The organism is Neobacillus sp. plas4 (genome assembly GCF_057221695.1).
The window spans coordinates 285,001-306,534 of record NZ_CM170152.1; the positions used below are offsets into that span (position 1 = coordinate 285,001).

General features: G+C 37.4%; 20 protein-coding genes and 2 pseudogenes (1 of these 22 only partly in view). 17 read left to right on the forward strand and 5 right to left on the reverse strand.

Annotated elements, in window-relative coordinates; translation table 11 throughout:
* The 4 genes from tsaB to AC2TFD_RS01530 all read left to right on the forward strand — a co-directional run.
* Window positions 1-36 carry the 3' portion of a tRNA (adenosine(37)-N6)-threonylcarbamoyltransferase complex dimerization subunit type 1 TsaB gene (gene tsaB / locus AC2TFD_RS01515; protein ID WP_335518354.1) on the forward strand. 663 nt of this gene lie to the left of the window's left edge, so only the last 36 of its 699 coding nucleotides appear in the window; the start codon falls outside the window, past its left edge; the stop codon is at window positions 34-36.
* Window positions 37-57: 21 nt separating this feature from the next.
* Window positions 58-507, forward strand: a complete 450-nt coding sequence (rimI, locus tag AC2TFD_RS01520) for a ribosomal protein S18-alanine N-acetyltransferase (protein ID WP_335518356.1) — start codon at window positions 58-60, stop codon at window positions 505-507.
* Window positions 504-1,526, forward strand: a complete 1,023-nt coding sequence (gene tsaD / locus AC2TFD_RS01525) for a tRNA (adenosine(37)-N6)-threonylcarbamoyltransferase complex transferase subunit TsaD (RefSeq protein WP_484674811.1) — start codon at window positions 504-506, stop codon at window positions 1,524-1,526. The genes rimI and tsaD overlap by 4 nt, the downstream gene beginning before the upstream one ends.
* 333 nt (window positions 1,527-1,859) lie before the next feature.
* Window positions 1,860-2,351: a Gmad2 immunoglobulin-like domain-containing protein gene (locus AC2TFD_RS01530; RefSeq protein WP_484674812.1), complete on the forward strand. Its 492-nt coding sequence runs from the start codon at window positions 1,860-1,862 to the stop codon at window positions 2,349-2,351.
* A 38-nt stretch (window positions 2,352-2,389) separates the two neighbouring features.
* Here AC2TFD_RS01530 and AC2TFD_RS01535 read toward each other — a convergent pair whose 3' ends face one another.
* Complete coding sequence (locus tag AC2TFD_RS01535; RefSeq protein WP_335518365.1) at window positions 2,390-4,309, reverse strand: ABC-F family ATP-binding cassette domain-containing protein; 1,920 nt, start codon at window positions 4,307-4,309, stop codon at window positions 2,390-2,392.
* Window positions 4,310-4,496: 187 nt separating this feature from the next.
* Between AC2TFD_RS01535 and moaC the strand changes: the two genes are divergently transcribed.
* The 5 genes from moaC (at window position 4,497) to AC2TFD_RS01560 (ending at window position 7,870) form a co-directional block, all read left to right on the forward strand.
* Window positions 4,497-4,994 carry a cyclic pyranopterin monophosphate synthase MoaC gene (gene moaC / locus AC2TFD_RS01540; RefSeq protein WP_484674813.1) on the forward strand — a complete coding sequence of 166 codons (498 nt, stop codon included), beginning with the start codon at window positions 4,497-4,499 and terminating at the stop codon, window positions 4,992-4,994.
* 29 nt (window positions 4,995-5,023) lie between these two features.
* Complete coding sequence (locus tag AC2TFD_RS01545; RefSeq protein WP_335518370.1) at window positions 5,024-5,677, forward strand: redox-sensing transcriptional repressor Rex; 654 nt, start codon at window positions 5,024-5,026, stop codon at window positions 5,675-5,677.
* 118 nt (window positions 5,678-5,795) lie between these two features.
* Window positions 5,796-6,419, forward strand: coding sequence for a YhbD family protein (locus tag AC2TFD_RS01550; RefSeq protein ID WP_484674814.1), 624 nt, complete (start codon window positions 5,796-5,798; stop codon window positions 6,417-6,419).
* Window positions 6,420-6,432: 13 nt separating this feature from the next.
* Window positions 6,433-7,149 carry a bactofilin family protein gene (locus AC2TFD_RS01555; protein ID WP_335518376.1) on the forward strand — a complete coding sequence of 239 codons (717 nt, stop codon included), beginning with the start codon at window positions 6,433-6,435 and terminating at the stop codon, window positions 7,147-7,149.
* A 13-nt stretch (window positions 7,150-7,162) separates the two neighbouring features.
* Window positions 7,163-7,870 (forward strand): cytoplasmic protein, encoded by a 708-nt coding sequence (locus AC2TFD_RS01560; RefSeq protein ID WP_484674815.1) that lies wholly within the window; start codon window positions 7,163-7,165, stop codon window positions 7,868-7,870.
* Window positions 7,871-8,423: 553 nt separating this feature from the next.
* Here AC2TFD_RS01560 and AC2TFD_RS01565 read toward each other — a convergent pair.
* Both AC2TFD_RS01565 and AC2TFD_RS01570 read right to left on the reverse strand, forming a co-directional pair.
* The gene (locus AC2TFD_RS01565) at window positions 8,424-8,624 is read right to left on the reverse strand and encodes a YdiK family protein (RefSeq protein ID WP_335518383.1); all 201 of its coding nucleotides are present in this window, start codon (window positions 8,622-8,624) and stop codon (window positions 8,424-8,426) included.
* Entirely contained in the window at window positions 8,621-9,343 is a 723-nt protein-coding gene (locus AC2TFD_RS01570; protein ID WP_484674816.1) for a CPBP family intramembrane glutamic endopeptidase, read from the reverse strand. Before AC2TFD_RS01570 ends, AC2TFD_RS01565 begins: the two co-directional genes overlap by 4 nt.
* Window positions 9,344-9,619: 276 nt before the next feature.
* Between AC2TFD_RS01570 and groES the strand changes: the two genes are divergently transcribed.
* The 4 genes and pseudogenes from groES to AC2TFD_RS01590 form a co-directional block, all read left to right on the forward strand.
* A complete protein-coding gene (groES, locus tag AC2TFD_RS01575) occupies window positions 9,620-9,907 on the forward strand; it encodes a co-chaperone GroES (RefSeq protein WP_283863119.1) in 288 nt (95 codons plus the stop codon).
* Window positions 9,908-9,960: 53 nt separating this feature from the next.
* Entirely contained in the window at window positions 9,961-11,589 is a 1,629-nt protein-coding gene (groL, locus tag AC2TFD_RS01580) for a chaperonin GroEL (RefSeq protein WP_484674817.1), read from the forward strand.
* Window positions 11,590-12,187: 598 nt separating this feature from the next.
* Window positions 12,188-13,300, forward strand: coding sequence for an alpha/beta hydrolase family protein (locus AC2TFD_RS01585; RefSeq protein WP_484676260.1), 1,113 nt, complete (start codon window positions 12,188-12,190; stop codon window positions 13,298-13,300).
* Between the two features lie 40 nt (window positions 13,301-13,340).
* Window positions 13,341-13,675, forward strand: a pseudogene (locus AC2TFD_RS01590) (phosphorylase family protein); the annotation flags it as partial.
* 95 nt (window positions 13,676-13,770) lie between these two features.
* Here the strand turns inward: AC2TFD_RS01590 and AC2TFD_RS01595 are convergent.
* A pseudogene (locus AC2TFD_RS01595) lies at window positions 13,771-13,887 on the reverse strand (tyrosine-type recombinase/integrase); the annotation flags it as partial.
* Between the two features lie 33 nt (window positions 13,888-13,920).
* Window positions 13,921-14,961 carry a PocR ligand-binding domain-containing protein gene (locus AC2TFD_RS01600; RefSeq protein WP_484674818.1) on the reverse strand — a complete coding sequence of 347 codons (1,041 nt, stop codon included), beginning with the start codon at window positions 14,959-14,961 and terminating at the stop codon, window positions 13,921-13,923.
* Between the two features lie 309 nt (window positions 14,962-15,270).
* On the opposite strand from AC2TFD_RS01600, the gene AC2TFD_RS01605 reads away from it, so the two are divergent.
* From AC2TFD_RS01605 to AC2TFD_RS01620, 4 genes are all read left to right on the forward strand, one after another.
* Entirely contained in the window at window positions 15,271-16,404 is a 1,134-nt protein-coding gene (locus AC2TFD_RS01605; RefSeq protein WP_484674819.1) for a glycerol dehydrogenase, read from the forward strand.
* 1 nt (window position 16,405) lies between these two features.
* Entirely contained in the window at window positions 16,406-18,169 is a 1,764-nt protein-coding gene (dhaK, locus tag AC2TFD_RS01610; RefSeq protein ID WP_484674820.1) for a dihydroxyacetone kinase subunit DhaK, read from the forward strand.
* 88 nt (window positions 18,170-18,257) lie between these two features.
* Window positions 18,258-20,021 (forward strand): glycoside hydrolase family 2 protein, encoded by a 1,764-nt coding sequence (locus AC2TFD_RS01615; protein ID WP_484674821.1) that lies wholly within the window; start codon window positions 18,258-18,260, stop codon window positions 20,019-20,021.
* A 17-nt stretch (window positions 20,022-20,038) separates the two neighbouring features.
* A complete protein-coding gene (locus tag AC2TFD_RS01620) occupies window positions 20,039-21,427 on the forward strand; it encodes an MFS transporter (protein WP_484674822.1) in 1,389 nt (462 codons plus the stop codon).
* Window positions 21,428-21,534 lie beyond the last annotated feature (107 nt).

Sequence of the window (21,534 nt, forward strand, 5' to 3'; positions counted from 1 at the left end):
GAAGCGAAGTGGTTAGAGGCGAATGGTAAAATCTAAAATGGATAGGATTAGAGAGATATGGTAGATTCTTTTGTTTTTCGCTATATGAGGGAAGAGGATATCGACCAAATATTAGAGGTTGAACATGCCTCTTTTGCTACCCCTTGGAGCAGAGAAGCTTTTTATAATGAAATATCTAATAACAAGTTTGCAGTATATATCGTGTTAGAAGAGGATCATAAAATAATTGGATATTGTGGTGCCTGGGTGGTCATTGATGAGGCCCATGTAACAAATGTGGCTATATTGCCATTCTACAGAGGCAAGAAGCTTGGGGAAGCATTGCTTCGGAAAATGATGACCGTTGCGAAGGAAATGGGTGCAAGGAGCATGACTCTTGAAGTCCGCGTGACGAACCATGTAGCACAATCACTTTACCGTAAATTAGGATTTCAAAATGGCGGCATTCGGAAAAATTATTATTCAGATAATCAAGAAGATGCCCTAGTGATGTGGGTGAATATATGAGCAAAGATCAGTGGATAATGGGAATTGAAACAAGCTGTGATGAAACAGCAGTTGCAATAATTAAAAATGGCAGGGAGATTGCAGCCAATGTCGTTGCTTCACAAATTGAAAGCCATAAGCGATTTGGCGGAGTCGTTCCAGAAATTGCCTCGCGTCATCATGTTGAACAGATAACGCTGGTAATTGAAGAAGCATTGGAGCAGGCGAATCTTACAATCCCTGAGCTGGATGCCATTGCTGTAACGGAAGGACCAGGATTAGTAGGAGCTTTATTAATAGGTGTAAATGCGGCCAAGGCTCTAGCGTTTGCGCATAATATTCCACTAGTTCCTGTTCATCACATTGCAGGACATATCTATGCAAATCGGCTGGTGACAGAGTTAAAGTTCCCTCTTCTCTCCTTAGTGGTGTCAGGGGGGCATACGGAATTAGTTTATATGAAAGAACAGGTCCATTTCGAGGTCATTGGCGAAACGAGAGATGACGCAGCTGGAGAAGCTTATGATAAGGTTGCAAGGACACTAAAATTGCCTTATCCTGGTGGTCCTCATATTGATAGACTCGCTCAGGAAGGCAGTGATACCCTTAAATTGCCTAGAGCCTGGCTAGAAGAAGGATCGTATGATTTTAGCTTTAGCGGCTTAAAATCTGCGGTTATTAATACGGTCCACAATGCAGAACAACGTGGTGAAACCATCGCTCCGGAGGATCTTGCAGCAAGCTTTCAGGAAAGCGTTATTGAGGTTCTGGTGAAAAAGACAGTAAAGGCTACAGAGGAATATGATGTTAAACAAGTACTGCTGGCTGGCGGTGTGGCTGCAAATAAAGGGCTTCGAAAGGCACTGGAAAAAGCGTACGCTGACAAAGCAGGTATTGAATTAGTGATTCCGCCTTTAAACTTATGTACGGATAATGCAGCGATGATTGCAGCAGCAGGAAGTATCATGTTTGATAAAGGAATTAGAGCAGATCTAACCTTGAATGCAAATCCAGGATTAGATATTGAGTTATATAATTAGAAGTCCTTCTGAGAAAGAAGGGCTTTTTTTGTGGATAACTTTTTTAGAAAAATTGGACTTCACAGAAAAATGTGGGTAAGTGCCTTTTAATTGTTGATAATGTGGATAAGTCGATCGTTTTTTGTGGATAATGTGGAAAAGTATCTGGATAGTTGAATCAATCAGTTCTAATATGTGTATAAAGCTGTGGAAAAGGGGGGCATCTATCATTGAAGTCGAAATTTATAGCATTTTGTCGATTCATAGTTGAAAATGTAAGGGTAGATACTATATAGAATGGACGAATACATGAATATAATTAATAAACAGGAATTGTATAAATGGAGGATAAGAATGAGTAAAAAATTATGGATAAGTGTGTTAATGGGACTTTTTCTTGTACTTGCTGCATGCAGCCTACAGCCTGACACGTCACAAGGTGAAAAAGAGCCTCATGTGGTAAAGGAAGATGACAATCTAGACAAGGAACCTGATGTGGTAAATAAGGAAGACAATCAAGATGAAGAATCTGATGGTGTAGAAGGTGAGAACAAGCAATATGGAAATGAAGTATTTAATGAAGTAACCGTATTAAAAACAGGTGATCAGGTAGTAGTAAAAGGAAAGGCAAGAGTTTTTGAAGGTGTTTTTCAATATGCCGTCATTTCTGGAACAGAGATATTACGAGCAAACCATTATCAAACGGATGGTGCCCCGGCTTGGGGGAATTTTGAGATTACGATTGAAAAGGATCTATTAGCAAAAGACAATGTTTCGATGGAGCTTTTCGTTTATTCAGCTAAAGATGGATCAAAAACAAACATTCTAACGATTCCTATTAAATAGTAAAGGGGCTTGGACATAATCATCAAGCCCCTTTTTTATTATTCCGCCAGTTCGGCCCATTCATCCATTAACTGTTCGAGTTCAGCTTTTGCTTTTTCATTTTTCAAGTTAATTTCCAAGACCTTCTCATGGTCCTGGAATACTTCTGGTTCACATAACTTTTCCTCGAAATCTTGAATGAGTGTTTCCAGTTCTTCTATACGAATTTCTATTTCTTCTAATTTTCTTTTCCGCTGCCGCTCGAGCTTTTTGGTTTCTTTATCCTGATGATAGTTATTTTTCTCTAGTACTTCCATTTGTGTCTGCCTTTTATTCACACTTGCAGCTTCTAAAGCCTTTAGCTCTTCCTGCTCAAGCTTTTTTTCCACATAATAGTCATAATCCCCGAGATATTCAGTACTGCCATGGGCGCTAAGCTCCACTACCTTAGTTGCAATTCGGTTAATGAAGTAACGATCATGTGATACAAAAATAATCGTTCCGGGGTAGTCGACTAAGGCATTTTCAAGAACTTCCTTACTGTCTAGGTCCAAATGGTTGGTTGGCTCGTCCAATATCAGGACATTTGCTTTCTCAAGCATTAGTTTGGCGAGGGCTAGCCTTGCTTTTTCACCACCGCTCAGGGTGGAGACAATTTTTAATACATCATCACCCGAAAAGAGGAAGTTGCCTAAGACAGTACGTATTTCCTTTTCACTAATTAACGCCCATTCATCCCAAAGCTCGTTGAGAACGCGCTTATTTGAGGTCAATTCAGCTTGCTCCTGGTCATAGTAGCCAATGGCTAAATTTGCACCATATAGAACCTTCCCGGAAAGAGCAGGGAGTTTTTTGATAATGGTTTTTAGAAGAGTAGACTTCCCAACTCCGTTTGGACCTACTAAAGCAATACTTTCACCACGGTAAGCCCGCATGGAAATATTCTCAGATACCTTTTGTCCATCATAACCAACCGCAAGGGAATCCACTGTTAGAACATCATTTCCGGTCTGTTTCTCAATTTCAAAAGAGAAGGTTGCAGATTTCTCATCCCCTAATGGGCGATCCATCAGATCCATTTTCTCAAGCTTTTTGCGCCGGCTTTGTGCTCGTTTCGTCGTGGAGGCACGGGCTAGATTGCGCTGGATAAAATCTTGAAGGTTGGCTACCTCTTGTTGCTGTTTCTCGTATAACTTCAAATCACGTTCGTAACTGGCTGCTTTTTGATCGAGATACGCACTATAGTTCCCGATAAATTTTTGAATTTGTTTACGCGAAATTTCATAAACCTGCGTTACTACTTTGTCTAAGAAATAACGGTCATGTGAAACGATTAAGATGGCTCCGTCATACCCTTGAAGATATTGTTCCAGCCAAGTAAGCGTATCAATATCAAGGTGGTTTGTCGGTTCATCCAGGATTAAAATATCAGGCTTTGATAAAAGCAGTTTTCCTAACGCTAAACGCGTCTTTTGCCCGCCGCTTAGGCTGGAAATCATTAATGAGCTATCGTGAAAATTTAATCCATGTAAGATGGAGCGAATATCTGCTTCATATTGATAGCCGCCTTGTTCCTTGAATTTCACTTGCAGCTCGTCATATTCTTTTAGAATGCGCTCATAGCTGCTTGTATTCTCGATAGCAGCAGGGTCTGACATCTGCACCTCTAGTTGCCTGATGGCGGCTTCCATACGTCTTAATGATTCAAATACGGACAGCATTTCATCCCAAATTGATAAATGTGATTCTAAACCGGTATTCTGAGCTAAATAACCAATACTTACACCCTTTGGCTTAATAATCTCCCCGCCATCATGGGATAAATGCCCGGCAATGATTTTCAATAATGTCGATTTACCAGCACCGTTTCGTCCCACAAGTGCCACACGATCACGGGTTTGTAATTCTAGTTTTATATTCGATAAAATAAGGTCTGCACCATAGTATTTTGCTAATTGATTAACCTGTAATAATATCATTGTTTTCACCTCAATTACTCTAATAAGTGTACCTCATTCGGGGATTGTCGGCAATAAACTGCCTTGTTGTTGGGGAAAGTAAGGGGATAATCAAACATAAAATCATGTAATTTTTTATCATGAGTTCAAAGTTTCACAGACAAATTGTGAAAAATATAGTATGATTTTTGGTGGGAGGATACTGTTTATGTCTGAATTTACTCATTTTAACGAAGAAGGAAGAGCGAAGATGGTGGATATTAGCGATAAGCCAGAAACCACTCGTACGGCACTTGCTCATTCCAGCATTACTGTTAGTAAAGAAATTTACGAAAAAATAACCAATAATGAAATGAAAAAAGGCGATGTTCTTGCAGTAGCTCAAGTTGCTGCGGTAATGGCAGCAAAAAAGACGTGGGATATCATCCCGATGTGCCATCCTATTCCTTTGACGGGGGTAAATATATCTTTCTCATGGAAAAAGGAACATGATATGGCTTTTACATTAAATATTGCAGCTTCTGTCAAAACAAAAGGAAATACAGGTGTGGAAATGGAAGCGTTAACAGCTGCTTCCACATGTGCTTTAACCGTTTATGATATGTGTAAGGCAGTGGATAAAGGTATGGTAATTGGAAAGACCTATTTGGTTGAAAAAACCGGAGGGAAAAACGGAGATTTCCATAGAACGGAATCAGTAAGGTAACAATTATTAACTATAGGGGGTGGGAGAATATGAGTAATGAAACAATGAAAATACCACAAGCGACAGCAAAGCGGCTGCCCTTATATTATCGATTCTTAAAGAATCTACATTCCTCCGGTAAACAGAGGGTATCGTCAGCAGAACTAAGTGAGGCAGTAAAGGTAGATTCGGCAACCATTCGCAGAGACTTTTCCTACTTTGGTGCCTTAGGGAAAAAGGGATATGGCTATAATGTCAATTATTTATTAACATTTTTCCGGAAAACGCTGGACCAAGATGAATTAACAAAAGTAGCTCTAATAGGTGTTGGTAATCTCGGTACAGCATTTTTAAATTATAACTTTTTAAAAAATAATAATACAAGAATTGAATGTGCCTTTGATGTCGATCCAAACAAGATGGGAACAACTATCCGGGATGTTCCCATCTATCCGATGGATGATTTAGAAGAGTACTTAAAGAATGATGATATTCATGTAGCCATTCTAACAGTGCCAGCACCTGTGGCGCAGATGATTACCGACCGCCTGGTAAATTCAAATATAAAGGCGATATTAAATTTTACACCTGCAAGATTAAATGTACCTCCATCTATTCGCGTGCACCATATAGACTTAGCAGTTGAACTGCAATCTCTAATCTATTTCCTAAAGCACTATCCAACTGATGATACAGAAGAATAAGAGTAAAGACCTTTTCAGCAGCCGAAAAGGTCTTTTTTTGTCGATAAGAAATAGAGAGTGTGAACTTTACTAGCGTAACAGTGTTATGTTACACTGTATTTGGAAAGGGGTTATAAAGATGAATGAGGAGTTAATTTCAAAAAAAGATTTATTAGACTTGACCGGAATCTCTTATGGACAATTATATAGATGGAAAAGAAAAGACTTAATACCAGAAGATTGGTTTATTCGCAAATCAACGTTTACCGGACAGGAGACCTTTTTTCCTAAACAAAAGATTTTAGAGAGAATTGATAAAATTCAAACGATGAAAGAAAATCTATCCTTAGATGAATTGGCAGATATGTTTTCCCCAAATGTAAGCGATATAAAACTTGAAGCAGATGAATTAGTGAGACGTAACATTGTTTCTCGTCCAGTAATGGATTTCTATCTGGAAAATGAAAAGGGAAATCTTTCGTTTCATTTTTCAAGGATCCTGGAAGTATTTATTTTAGAAAAGCTGCTGCAGTCAGGAGAAATTAATTTGGATGAAGGGAAAATGCTCTTGCAGGTATTGATTGAAAACAGGGATCAAATCAAGCAAAAAAGAACGGACTTGGTGATGACGAGAAAATTAGGGGTTACACAATGCCTATTGCTAATGAATACGGAAGGATACCATTTTGATTCAGGAACGAAACTGGTTTCACATATTTCAATAAATGCATGTATGGAAGAAATCAAAGCGAGATTCGTATAAAGGGGAATGAACGATGGAAACGAAAAAACGAGGAGACCTCATCATCAATGGGCTTGGGTCATCTAATGGGGGACAATTTGAACGTGTTACCTTAAATGGTAAAGGAACGATTAATACTGATGTAGAATGTACCCAGTTTGAATGCAGTGGATTAGGGACAGTAAATGGGAATGTGGCAGCCGCTACAGCAAAGATTAGCGGGAATGGGAAAATAAACGGATCAATAGAAGGAGAATTCCTTTCGATTGATGGCACTGCAAAGGTTAAAAATCATGTGGCTGTAAAAAATTTAAAGGTATCAGGGAAAGCTTCTGTTGGCGGAAAAATCAAATGTGATGAGATAAAAATAAAAGGTAGAATGACGGTGGGAGAAGATTGTGAAGCGGAAACCTTTAAGGCAGAATCACAATTTACAATAGGCGGTTTGTTAAATGCTGATCTGATCGACATCACGATTTTTGCTGAGTGCAGAGCAAAAGAGATTGGCGGTCAAACGATTCTTATTAGACAAAAATCGCCATTTTTTTGTTTATTAAAAGCGTTCATTCCAACCCAACTAGAAACAGAATTAATTGAAGGCGATAGGATTGAAATCGAAAATACGAAGGCTGCTGTTGTCCGAGGAAACAACGTTACGATAGGTCCGAATTGCCTTATTGGTGTTGTAGAATATTCGGGAGAATTTTCGATGGATGAAAAAGCAGTGGTCAAAGAAGTCCGAAAGGCTTAAGGGGGGAAGAGAAATGGCAAAAATGCAAAATTTAACGATTAAAGGGTCTGGCAGTTATCCTGGCGGTCAATATGACAAAATCAGCATTCGAGGAGAAGGCACGATTGTGAATGATATCGAATGCTCCGTTATTCATGTGTATGGAACAAGTGAGGCATTAGAAAGTGTTAAAACAGGGTCGATCAAAGTGTACGGCGAGGCAGAGGTAAAAGGGGATTTACAGTCCGATGAAACGCTGATTATGGGATCAATGGAGGTTGGCGGCCGAGCTGGTTTAAAAAGAATTAAAATCCTTGGGATGCTGGAAGTGGGCGAGGATTTAACGGGAGAAGAAGCGAATATAAAAGGCAGTATATCTGTAAACGGAGACGTCGAATATGAAACCTTTGAATCAACAGGAGGGTTTGAAATCAAAGGTCTTCTTAATGCCGATAAGATAAAAATTTCATTGCGTTTTGGGCAAAGTTCAGCGGAGGAAATTGGCGGAGGGGTCATAAGTGTTAAGAAAAAAAGTTCTTTTCTTCCTTTTAGCAAAGATACAGGAACTCTAACCGCTAAAGTTATCGAAGGTGATGACATTTACCTGGAAAATACAAAAGCTGACATCGTTCGCGGTAAACGAGTAAAAATCGGCACTGGCTGCCAAATTGGGACAGTGGAGTATACGACGGAATTAGCACATGATCAAAGTTCCACGGTTAAAACAAAGATAAAGCTTTAGAGGAAGGGCTTTGTTAAAGACTGATGTGGGGTATTTTTCGAAAATAATTTATGAAGGACAAAACTCGTTGAGGAAATTCTTGAAATGTCCTTCACCCTGGTTATGAGGGACAAAACTCGTTGAGGAAACTCTTGAAATGTCCTTCATCCTGGTTATGAAGGACAAAACTCGTTGAGGAAATTCTTGAAATGTCCTTCACCCTGGTTATGAGGGACAAAACTCGTTGAGGAAACTCTTAAAATGTCCTTCATCCTGGTTATGAAGGACAAAACTCGTGAGGAAACTCTTGAAATGTCCTTCATCCTGGTTATGAAGGACAAAACTCGTTGAGGAAACTCTTGAAATGTCCTTCATCCTGGTTATGAAGGACAAAACTCGATAAGGAAACTCCTGAGATGTCTTTCATCCTTGTCATGAAGGACAAATCTCATTGAAGAATCTCCTGATATGTCCTTAATCAATCTTTTATATCGCTATACAGATAATCAACAATGAACAATAAAACAGCCAAAGGAAAAAGCCTTTTCACCCACAAAGTGAAAAGGCTGGTTTGTTATTTTTTTGGTTTTTCCTTATATCTATTGTGAAGGAAGATCATTCGTATACCTGAACCAAAGTCAAAGGTAGCCAATAAAACGAGCAGGTAGCTGAAAAATCCCCAGCCGTTTTGCTGAACATCCTCAATGGCAAAATAGGTAAACAAACCTCCTAAAACAAAATAGATAATCCCGGAAAACATAGGTGAACGTCTCATAGAAAGCCTCCGATAAAGTTTTGAATCGATTCTGCCTCACGAATGAATTCGTCTATCTCATCTTTGTAAACAGATTGAATCACGACAACCAATGTATTCATGGCGACATGGGCGAAAATCGGTACAATGATGTGTTTTGTTTTTACATAGAGAAAAGCAAAGGTAAAGCCCATTGCAGAATAAAGAAGAATATGCTGCGGTTCCATATGGGCAAGGGCAAAGATGACCGAGCTGATTAATGCTGAGAAAAAAAAGTTCAACCGTTTATGAAGAGAACCGAAAATAATTTTGCGAAAAACGATTTCCTCCAGAATGGGACCGATTACTGAACTGACCACCATAGCAAGGGGAAAGGATTCAATAATGGCAAGAATTTGCTGTGTGTTTTCTGAGCCCATTTCAACACCAATAAGCTGTTCAATATTAGCAGCAAGGGCTTGGGCGAATAAGGCGAGGAAAACACCAAATACAGCCCATACAGCAGAAAATCCAAATGAACTGCTTCTTTCATTCAGGCTAGGACTCTTAATTTCCTTTCGTAATAGGAAAAGAATAATAAGCAAGGCAATGGTAAAGCTGAAAATTAACCAGTAGGGGACAACTAAGCCTTGATTTATCCCTAAATAGCCAAATAAAAACATCATTCCCGGTATTCCTACAATGCTGGATAACTGCATGGCTATATAAACAATTAAAATAATCCAATATTCTCTTTTCAAATTGTTTTATCTCCTTTAGAGAAGCCTTCTTCTTATTTTAACCTATTCTCCATTTTACTAATAATCGCAGGCTCGTTTCAATTTTAATGATTTTATCTTTAGAGATATGTATATTCCTTTGAATGATTCGCATACTGGTTAAGGTTGTAAAAAAAAATTTAGCTTCATACTTGCAAATTTTCTATGCATTTATTATTATAATAATTGTGTTAGCACTCAAGTAAGGAGAGTGCTAATAAGTCAGAATTACATATCTATTTGAGGAGGTTGTTTGATTTGTTAAGACCATTAGGTGATCGTATTGTCATTGAGCTTGTTGAATCAGAAGAAAAAACTGCAAGCGGTATCGTGTTACCAGACTCAGCTAAGGAAAAGCCTCAAGAAGGAAAAGTTGTTGCTGTAGGTACAGGCAGAGTGCTTGAAAGTGGCGAACGTGTTGCTCTTGAAGTTTCTGTAGGCGATCGTATTATCTTCTCAAAATACTCTGGTACAGAAGTGAAGTTTGAAGGAAACGAATATTTAATTTTACGCGAAAACGATATCCTTGCTGTAGTTGGACAATAAGGATTTTTAAAAATCAATAATGAGTTTAAAAAATACGAGGAGGTTTTTTGAACATGGCTAAAGAAATTAAGTTTAGTGAAGATGCACGCCGCGCAATGCTTCGTGGTGTTGACGCTCTAGCAGATACAGTAAAAGTTACACTTGGACCTAAAGGACGTAACGTCGTTCTTGAAAAGAAGTTTGGTTCACCACTTATTACAAATGACGGTGTAACCATCGCGAAAGAAATTGAATTAGAAGATGCTTTTGAAAACATGGGTGCTAAGCTTGTAGCTGAAGTAGCTAGCAAAACAAACGATGTTGCTGGTGACGGTACAACAACTGCAACGGTTCTTGCTCAAGCAATGATTCGTGAAGGTTTGAAAAACGTTACAGCTGGTGCAAACCCAATGGGTATCCGTAAAGGGATTGAAAAAGCTGTTGCTACAGCTGTAGAAGGATTAAAAGCTATTTCTAAGCCAATCGAAGGCAAAGAGTCGATTGCACAAGTTGCTGCTATTTCTTCTGATGATAAAGAAGTAGGTAATTTAATTGCTGAAGCGATGGAGCGCGTTGGTAACGACGGTGTTATCACGATCGAAGAATCTAAAGGCTTCACAACTGAATTAGATGTGGTTGAAGGTATGCAATTTGACCGCGGATATACTTCTGCTTACATGGTAACAAACACAGATAAAATGGAAGCTGTTTTAGAAAATCCATATATCTTAATCACAGACAAGAAAATCTCAAGCATCCAGGAAATCCTTCCTGTCCTTGAACAAGTAGTTCAACAAGGCAAACCATTATTGTTAATCGCTGAAGATATTGAAGGAGAAGCACTTTCTACTTTAGTATTGAACAAACTTCGCGGAACATTCAATGCAGTTGCTGTTAAAGCTCCTGGCTTTGGTGATCGTCGTAAAGCAATGCTTGAAGATATCGCTGCATTAACTGGCGGTGAAGTGATCACTGAAGAGCTTGGCCGTGAATTGAAAACAACTACTATCACATCTTTAGGACGTGCTTCTAAAATTGTTGTAACAAAAGAAAACACAACAATCGTTGAAGGTGCAGGCGAAACTGCTGCGATTCAAGCTCGTGTAAACCAAATCCGTGTTCAATTAGAAGAAACTACTTCTGAATTTGACCGTGAAAAATTACAAGAGCGCCTAGCTAAATTAGCTGGCGGTGTTGCGGTAATTAAAGTTGGTGCTGCGACTGAAACGGAATTAAAAGAGCGCAAGCTTCGTATCGAAGACGCTTTGAATGCTACTCGCGCTGCTGTTGAAGAAGGTATCGTATCCGGTGGTGGTGTTGCCCTTCTTAACGTATACAGCAAAGTTGCTGAAATTCAAGCTGAAGGCGATATCCAAACTGGTGTAAACATCGTATTACGTGCGATCGAAGAGCCAGTTCGTACAATCGCTCACAACGCTGGTCTAGAAGGATCTGTTATCGTTGATCGCTTAAAGCGCGAAGAAGTTGGAACAGGCTTCAACGCTGCAAGCGGTGAGTGGGTAAACATGGTTGACGCTGGTATCGTTGACCCAACTAAGGTTACACGTTCAGCACTTCAAAACGCTGCATCTGTGGCGGCTATGTTCTTAACAACTGAAGCAGTTGTTGCTGACAAGCCAGAAAAGAACGCTCCTGCAATGCCTGACATGGGCGGCATGGGTGGAATGGGCGGCATGATGTAATATCAGCCCACTATCCCTTGATTTTATAGGGGTCTTGCTTGTAATGCTCTTTAAGGGGCAACATAAGGGTAACATTGAACCTTTATAAGGTTAATAATTAGAGGCTTCCCATAAGTTCTTTGAACTTTTGGGAAGCCTCTTTTTTCATTTCTTATATGACATCCCCACTGAAATGGAGAGTACTATTATTTTGATTAGATTAACAAGTATTTACATAGTTTTTTTACTAAAATGTTATTATACTTATAAAAATCATCAGTTTCATGTTTAGTTGTAACAAACGTCATATGAGCTACTTTTTTATTGCTGGATCCTTAACCCTATCGTTATTCTCTCTCACTGTTCCCACACTAATTCGCTTTATAAAGCTGGGGCATATGGGAGGAGTAATTGATACTCATCTATTTAGTGAATAACTAGAAGAATTCTTATCTTGAAATTAAGAAGTTTAACCCTGAAAATATACTTATAGTAATCCTGTATCACATCTTTGGTATAAACCTAGTTAGAAATATACCATACAACTCATAATTTATTTCTGTGGTGAATTTTCAATCAAATATAATATTTCCATTTCAAGGAGGAATAAAAAATGGATATGAATTATGTTGAAAAGCAAAGTTTTACTGTCGATAACTTTACTTTTGAAAGTGGAAAAACCATTCCGGTTACATTAGGTTATGAAACATATGGTGAATTAAATGAAGACAAATCTAATGTTATCCTAGTCAATCATTATTTTAGTGGTTCTTCGCATGCAGCAGGGAAATATACACCGGAAGATCCTCTTCCAGGATACTGGGATGATTTAATTGGCCCTGGAAAAGCGGTCGATACAAATAGATTCTTTGTAATCAGTACAGATAATATTGCGAATGTACATGTGAAAAATCCAAAGGTTATCACTACTGGTCCACGTTCAATTAATCCAGAAACAGGAAAGAGATATGGCCTTGAGTTCCCACAATTTAATTATAGAGATATGGCTAGAATTCAACATGAATTTTTAACAAAACAACTAGGCATTAAAAAATTGTATGCTGTTATGGGACCCTCTGCGGGTGGTATTATCTCTATTAACTGTTCAGTTCTCTATCCTGAAATGGTGGAGAGATTAATTGGTGTCATAACCAATTCACAAACTCCAGTTCATACAGCATTCAATGTATGTCAACACGCCATGCGGGTTATTGAGTTGGATCCAAAATGGAATAATGGTGATTATGAGGATAACGATGGACCAGATGAGGCGACTCGTTTAGCCTGCCAGTTAATGAATATTGGCGCATATACATCAGAATATTTTGAGCAAACTTTTAAACGTGATAGTAGTGAAACTGATCCTTATTTCGATATTAAAGCTAAAGCATCCTATGAAAAGCAATTATATGAATTAATCAAAAATGTAAGTTCAGCTACGGTTGATGCAAGCCATTGGTATTATACTAGCCGTGCTACAATGTTGCAGGATATTGCACATGATTTCCATTCCTTTGAGGAAGCGTTAAATAGAATTACAGCCAAGGTATTAATGGTATCCTGTACAAGTGATATGCTATTCCCAACAGTTTATAATCAGCGGATGGTTGAGATATTACAAAATCAAGGGAAAGATGCTCGACTATATAAGATAGAAAGCATAAAAGGGCACATGGCTGGAATATTCGATACACATTTATTTAGTAATCAAGTAGCAGAATTTTTGTCATAATTTAATCTAATTGTGGGGGACAAGGGGACAGAAACCTTCTGCGCCAAACGCAAGCTTTACTCTTCTTGAGAGAGCCTATCGTTTATCTAAAGTAAATGATGAGTTGAGAGTTCATGTAGGGAATGTTGACACTGGCGATTCATTCTATGAAGACGACGATTCAATGATCCATAAGCTGGCTGATTACGGTGTGTTAGGTGTAGATATGGAGACATCAGCCCTATACACACTTGGAGCAAAATACAACATTGACGTATTAAGTATTATGACAGTGAGTGATCATGTTATTACAGGTGAAGAAACACAGCGGAAGAACGTCAAACAACGTTCAATGACATGATTGTTGTAGCGTTAGAAACTCTTATTAATGAATAGACTTTAATGATGGTAGTAGATTCATAGGGATCTTGCCTTCAATGCTCTTTAAGGGGTAAACATTAAGTTAACATTTACTCCTAATAAGGCTAAAATTAGAGGCTTTCCATTAGTTCTTTGAACTTTTGGGAAGCCTCTTTTTTCAACTCTTTTGTTACATGCAAGTAAATATTTTTAGTAGTATCTTCATCTTTATGACCTAATCGTTTCATATGCTCCACATAAAGTTTTATGCAAAAAAGTTTTTATAATTTTTCTTGATAGTATTTCCGATATACGCTGGGAGTTATATTTTCATATTTTTTAAATGTCTTAATGTAGTACCCAGGTTCGTTGAATCCCAATTCATCGCTAATTTGTGCAATGGGTAGATCTGTTTTTTCTAATAGTTGTTTTGACCATTCTATTTTTTGAAGAGAAATGAAGGTAGAAAAATTCTTACCCGTTTCTTTTACAAATAATCGGCTGAAATAACTGGTGGTGATGTGGCATAAACCAGCCATCATCTGTTGAGATATTTTTTCACTTTTATTTTTATATATATAGTCAAAGGCAGGCTGTAATGTTTTGTTTTTACACACAAAATGATCATTCAGTGAAGTTTTTACGTAAGCATTAGTAACGGTATTTGCCAACTCTTTCTGTATATGTTGGATATTATCTAGAGAATATCCATTAGTAAAATCAACAGTTGAAAGGTCTTCTTTTGCCGGAACCATCTTTTCATATACTTCTAACATTAAATTTTTATTCATGGCTTCCTCTACGATATAGTTGCAAAGACTATATAACATTTGAGCCGCCTCGTTAATTTCAGAATAGGAGAGAGTAGGGATGGAATCGTATAAACGTTGAATTTCTTCTTTATTATTGATGTGTTCAAATTCCTTTGATGGAACGGTAAGCATTTGTTCCAATGAATCATGTTCTTTACCATCTGCAAGCTTTACTTCCCCCGCCATAATGGCACCTACATATTTATCATCAATGATGATTGGAATGGCAATATCGATAACATTCCAGTGGCATAAATAGATATAGGGGGCATTCTTTCTGACTGCTTCTAATCCTCCTCTTGCATCACACTTTTCACAAAGCTTTGCCGTATTTGGATCGTCACGCATAGCCTTACAGAATGGACGAACACCACTGTGATGGGTGACTGGTACTCCTTTATAGTCAACTGTAATAATCGCTAATTTTGTAACAAGTGCAAGAGAATCTTGAAGACTTTTCCACTTTGTTAAATCTAGTATTTTATTTAAATTCAATAAACTAGCTTTCAATTTGTTTCTTCCTCCTGTGAGATAAAACAGATTTTACTTAATATTTATTATTTTTTTCTATTTGATTAGATTGAAAATGGTCATTTTAAACCGAAAAAATAATAGTAATATTCAAAGGTTAATAGGTTGAAAATGATATTTTTTTAACCTATTAAGATGTCAAAATAATACCATTTAAATTGTGAAAAATCAAAAAAGTACTATATATTATTGTGAAAACTCTGCATTTAATTCTAATGTAATCTCCATCAAAGGATAGTAGACTTATTTATGGAAGGGATTTCAAAGTTTTATTAGGAGGTTTTACAAATGAGAAAAGCATTTATTAGTCCTTTAAAATATATTCAAGGTGAAGATGAAATATTAAATTTAGGTTATTTTGTGAAAACATTCGGTACATCTGCTCTTTTAATCGCACATCCTGAAGATGTGAAGCGTGTAAAGGAAAAATTGGATGCAACAGCAGACAAGTTCGAGATTACATTCGTAGAAAGCGGATTCAATGGTGAATGTTCGCGCCAGGAAATTGCAAGATTAAAACAAGTAGCTAAAGAAAGTAACTGTGATTGTACGATTGGTTTAGGCGGCGGTAAAGCGATTGATACAGCAAAATGTGTAGCAGAGGGTGATGCATTAATCATCGTTCCAACAATTGCTGCTACAGATGCACCTACAAGCCATTCTGCTGTTATGTATACACCAGATGGCGCTTTTGATGATTATGCATACTTCAAACAAAGTCCAAGCGTTGTTTTAATTGATACGACGGTCATTGCAAATGCACCAACTAGATTCTTAGTTGCTGGTATGGGAGATGCATTATCAACTTATTTCGAAGCAAGAGCAACTGCACGTTCTTACTCTAACGTCAATGCCGGTTTGCCTTGCGGAGTACGTGAAGGCTTATGCCCGCCTGCAAAAGGAACCAATGCAGCATTAGCATTAGCTGCACATTGCTATAAGACATTGTTAGAGGATGGGGTTAAAGCAAAAGCTGCCAGCGATTGTAATACTGTAACTCCAGCCTTAGAAAATATTATTGAAGCCAATATTTTATTATCAGGATTGGGTTTTGAAAGTGCTGGATTGGCAGGCGCACATGCAATTCATGATGGTCTTACAATTTTAGAAGGAGCACACCATTACTATCATGGTGAAAAAGTAGCTTTTGGTACATTGGCACAATTAGTATTGGAAAACGCACCTACTGAAGAAATAGAAGAAGTATTAGATTTCTGTTTGGCAATTGGACTTCCGGTTTGTCTTTCTGATATCGGTGTAGACACTATTACACAGGAAGAGTTAATGGAAGTGGCTGAAAAAGCTTGTATCCCAGAAGAATCAATCTATTCGATGCCATTCCCAGTTTCACCAGAATCAGTAGCTGCCGCAATCATTGCAGCAGATAAAATTGGCTCCGATTATAAAAAGAGGTTCATATAATATGAAAAAAATTATTAATAAACCTGAAGATGTCGTTCGTGAAATGTGCAAGGGAATTGTCTTTGCACATCCGGAGTTGGATCTGTTAGAAAAGTATAAAGTGATTAAAAGGAAAGAAATCAACAAAAATAAAGTAAGCCTTCTTAGTGGAGGCGGTAGTGGACATGAACCTGCTCACGCTGGCTATGTCGGTAAAGGGATGTTGGATGCAGCCGTTTGTGGTGATGTTTTTGCATCACCTTCCCAAATCCAGATCTATCAAGCCATTCGAGAAACGGCTAGCGATAAAGGAACGTTATTGATTATCAAAAACTACAGTGGCGATATGATGAATTTCAAGAATGCAGCTTATCTTGCACAGGAAGATGGAATTCTAGTCGATTATGTAAAAGTAGACGATGATATTGCTGTTCAGGACAGCTTATATACAGTAGGAAAACGTGGAGTTGCTGGGACTATTCTTGTCCATAAAATCGCTGGTGCAGCAGCGGAACGCGGGTATGAGCTTTCTGAAGTTAAGGCTGCTGCAAAGAAAGCCATTCATAATGTGAAAAGTATTGGCTTTGCCCTTACTTCTTGTACAGTCCCTGCAAAAGGAACTCCTACGTTTGAGATTGCTGAAGATGAGATGGAATTTGGGGTCGGTATTCATGGAGAACCTGGTATTCGTCGTGAAAAGATCGTTTCAGCAGATGAACTTGCAGAACGCATGGTGACTTCACTATTAAAAGAGCTGGAAATAGAAGATGGAGAAGAAGAAGTAGCTATATTGATAAATGGATTTGGCAGCACGCCTCTTCAAGAACTCTATTTATTAAATCACTCTGTGATTCGCGAATTGTCTCGTAAAAATGTTACCATTGCAAGAGCTTTTGTCGGAAACTATATGACGGCTATTGATATGGCAGGAGCATCTGTATCAATTATGAAATTAGATGAAGACCTAAAAAGTCTATTATCAGACGCTTGTGATACTCCAGCACTTAAAATTAGTGGTGAGTTCCCACCTGTTTCTTATGCAGAAATTGTAGGAAATGATAAAGAAAACAAAGAGGTTTCTTATGTGATAGAAACAAATAAGGATTACTCTTACATTGAAAATAATCAAATCACTTTAAATAATATGATCTTCATCGTCGATCAAATGAGTGAATGTATTATTCGAAATGAAGTACCATTCTGTGAATTAGATTCCCATGCTGGTGATGGAGACTTTGGCATGAGTGTTGCGAAAGGCTTTAAACAGCTAAAAGCTGAATGGCATGAAATGATGGAAAGCAAATCGAGTGACATTGGCACTTTCCTTGAAGCTTGTTCCATGGTCATTATGGAGCATTGTGGCGGGGCATCCGGTCCGATTTGGGGATCTGCATTTAGAGCAGCCGGTAAAAATGTTGGTCCCAAAACAGAATTGACTTTATCTGAATTTGCCGATATGGTCCAAGCCTCAGTGAAGGGTATCCAAGCAGTTGGAGAACGTTCTTTTGGTCGTGGTGCGGTTGTAGGAGATAAGACGTTAATTGATGCGTTGGTACCATATGCAGATACATTGTCGTCTTGCGCTGCTACTGGAGATCGGATAAAAAATGCTTTTGTTAAAGCTGCAGAAGCTGCTGTAGAAGGAGCGAAAGCCACGGAAAAAATTGTAGCGCATATGGGACGAGCAGGAACTGTTGGGGATAGAAGTATTGGGTATCCAGATGCTGGTGCGCATGGGTTAGGAGTTATTTTTACTGAATTATCGCAGGTCATACAGGAAAAGTAGTAAAAATAGGAAAAATAAAACCTACAGTTAGTATGGTATATTGAGTCTATTACTATCAACTAAGAGTTAACGTAAAGGAGTGTCTAATTTGGAAAAACTAAAGTATCCAAATCCACAGAAAATTAGGAGTAAATGGTTTGATTTAAATGGAAAATGGTTATTTAAGTTAGATAAAAATGGAGGCGCAAACATTACTGGGCCGATTAACAAGGAAGAATTTGATTTAGAAATCACAGTGCCTTATAGTTATATGTTTAAAAAGTCTGGTATTGATATTCAGGAATATTACCCTGTCGTTTGGTATTATCGAGAATTTCAATTGAATAAACAAGAAAATAAAAGTTATCTTTTAAATTTTGAAGCCATTGACTATAAATGCGATATCTGGATCAATGATGTTTTGGTTTGTACTCATGAAGGAGGGCATGTGCCTTTTGAAGTGGATATCACGAATCATGTAAGTACAAATAATACAATCACCATTAGAGTAGAAGATCATAATGATACAAATCAACCTATCGGAAAACAAAGTTGGAAAGATGAAAACTTTTTATGTTGGTATACACGTACAATTGGAATATGGCAGAGTGTTTGGTTAGAGGAAACAGGAAGCACTTACATAACTAACTTTACGATGAAGCCTAATATTCACAGCGCAGAACTATCAATTGATGCAACAATCAACAATCATAAAAACGTTTTTATTGAAGCAAAAGTTACCTATAAGGGTCAATTGATTGCGAAAATGTTGAGCTCCTTTAAAAATAGACGTGCTAAATTTTCAATCGATGTTAGTAGTAATTTGCCTCATTTCAGATTATTTTATTGGCATCCAACTGATCCTAATTTATATGATATTGAGCTCAATGTTTTGGATGAGAATGATAGAGTAGAAGATTCAATCGTGAGTTATTTTGGGATGAGAGGTATTGAGGCTCATGAAGAAAAAATTTATATCAATGATCAAGAATTCTATCAAAAACTCATTTTAAATCAGGGATACTACCCGAATGCTGGTTTAACAGGAACGACAGATGAATTTTTAGATGATTTGAAGAAAATTCAGGAAATGGGCTTTAATGGCTTGAGAATTCACCAAAAGATCGAAAGTCATAAGTTATTATATCTTTGTGATAAATTAGGACTTATTGTATGGGCAGAAATGCCAAGTATGTTTGAGTTTAGCCGTAAGTCAAACGAAAATATGTTCAAAGAGATTCATCCATTTGTTGACAAACATATCAATCATCCTTCCGTTATTACCTATGTTGTGATGAATGAGTCATGGGGAGTAAATGAAATATCTCACCATGAAGAAGAACAACATTTTGTGAATGCCTTGTACTACACCGTTAAATCATTAGATCGCACACGTTTAGTGATTGGAAATGATGGCTGGGAGCATACATTGACAGATGTATGTACCATTCATGATTACAATACGAATGAGGATACATTAATCGCTTCTTATGAAAATAAAGAAATGGCGATAAAGGAAAGCCCTTCCTTAACGAGTGGTCGAAAAACATACTGTAAAGGTTATGAGTACCAACAAAAACCATTCATTATTAGTGAATACGGCGGTGTAGCCTATCAGGAAGATATTTCAGAAGCTTCCTGGGGATATGGGGAACGTATTCAATCGAAAGATGATGTGTTACAAAAAATAGAGAATCTAACAAAAGCCGTAATGAAAATAGAGTTTTGCAGTGGATTTTGCTATACACAGTTAACAGATGTTGAGCAAGAAGTGAATGGATTATTAGATCACAATCATAACTATAAATTTGATCCTAAAACAATTAAAGCGATTATGGATTCTGACCGTCAATATGGGTTCATTTTCAAATAATACGGGGGGGAAATAAAATGCAAAGTGCAGCAGTTCGTGTTGAAGAAACGAAGATAGATGAACTTCATGAAAAAATAAGTATTAAGGAATATCTTGCCTATTTTTCTTATGGTTTCGGGCAATGTTTTAGTTTTGGTTTGGTAGGTACATTCATTTTATTCTTTTATACGGATATTTTAGGGATTTCAGCCGTAGCAGCAAGTGTGATCTTCTTAGTTGCTAGAATTTGGGATGCAGTTATTGATCCGATCGTAGCGGGATTTATGGATACAAGAAGAACAAAACATGGGAAATTTAGAGGGTATATGAAATTTGCTCCCATATTTATTGTGATTTCATCCATCCTTTGTTTTATTTCACCAGACATAAGTGTAACAGGGAAAATCCTTTATGCAGGAGCTACTTATATTCTTTGGGGAACGATGTACGCATTTTCTGATATTCCGTTTTGGTCTCTTTCTACAGTGATTTCTAAAAAGGGTCAAGATCGTACAACATTGCTAACAGTAGCTAATTTAGGCGTTTACGGCGGAATCGGCATGGTAGGATTTTTAGTTCCAATCATGTTAGGGGTTTTCAATAAAAGCTTCACTCCATCTACAAGTTATTTGATAACCGTTGGGATTATCATGGTAGCAGCCTATATCTTAATGTTTATTGGCTATAAATATACAAAAGAACGAGTTGAACCAACTCATAGTGAAAAAGTTACATTTAAAGATGTTATAGCATCCGCTAAAGTTAATAAGTATATGTTTATGATTTTAACGGTATTTTTCTTAAATATTTTTATGAATATTGTACAAGGAATTATCCTTTATTTCTTTACCTATAATTTGAATGCTCCTCAATTAATGAGTGTATTTGGAATCATCGGGACATTAAGTGCAGTAGGATTTTTATTTATTCCACTTTTAACAAAATACTTTAAGAAGAAACACATTTTAATCACACTGTTAATAAGTGATATCGTTTTACGTATTATTTTCTTCTCCGTGGGTTATGAGAGTATCCCATTAGTTATCACATTTTTAGCGATTACTCAATGTTTATATTCTGCGACAGGCCCGATTATTTCTGCGATGCTATCAGAGACTGTTGAATATAGTGAAGCGAAAACAGGACAAAGATTTGAAGCCATTGTATTTGGTGGACAAACATTTGCCGGAAAAATCTCTGTTGCGTTAGCAGGGGCTTTCACGGGACTTATTTTAACATTAATTGGTTACCAAGCGAATGTTGAACAAACAGAATTTACTTTAAAAGGATTATTTCTAGTCGTATCGATTTTACCAGCTTTAGGATCAATCTTACGATTATTATTGTTATCAAAATATGATTATACAGAAACTGAATTTAATGAATGCATACGAATTATTCAGGAAAGAAAAGCAAAAGAGATATAGAAACTCTGCCCTATAAAACTTAGATTGTTAAAACACGGGGACGGTTCTCGCAAAAATACGGGGAACGGTTCTCGTGTTTGTGATTATTCTTTTAACAAAATGGATTG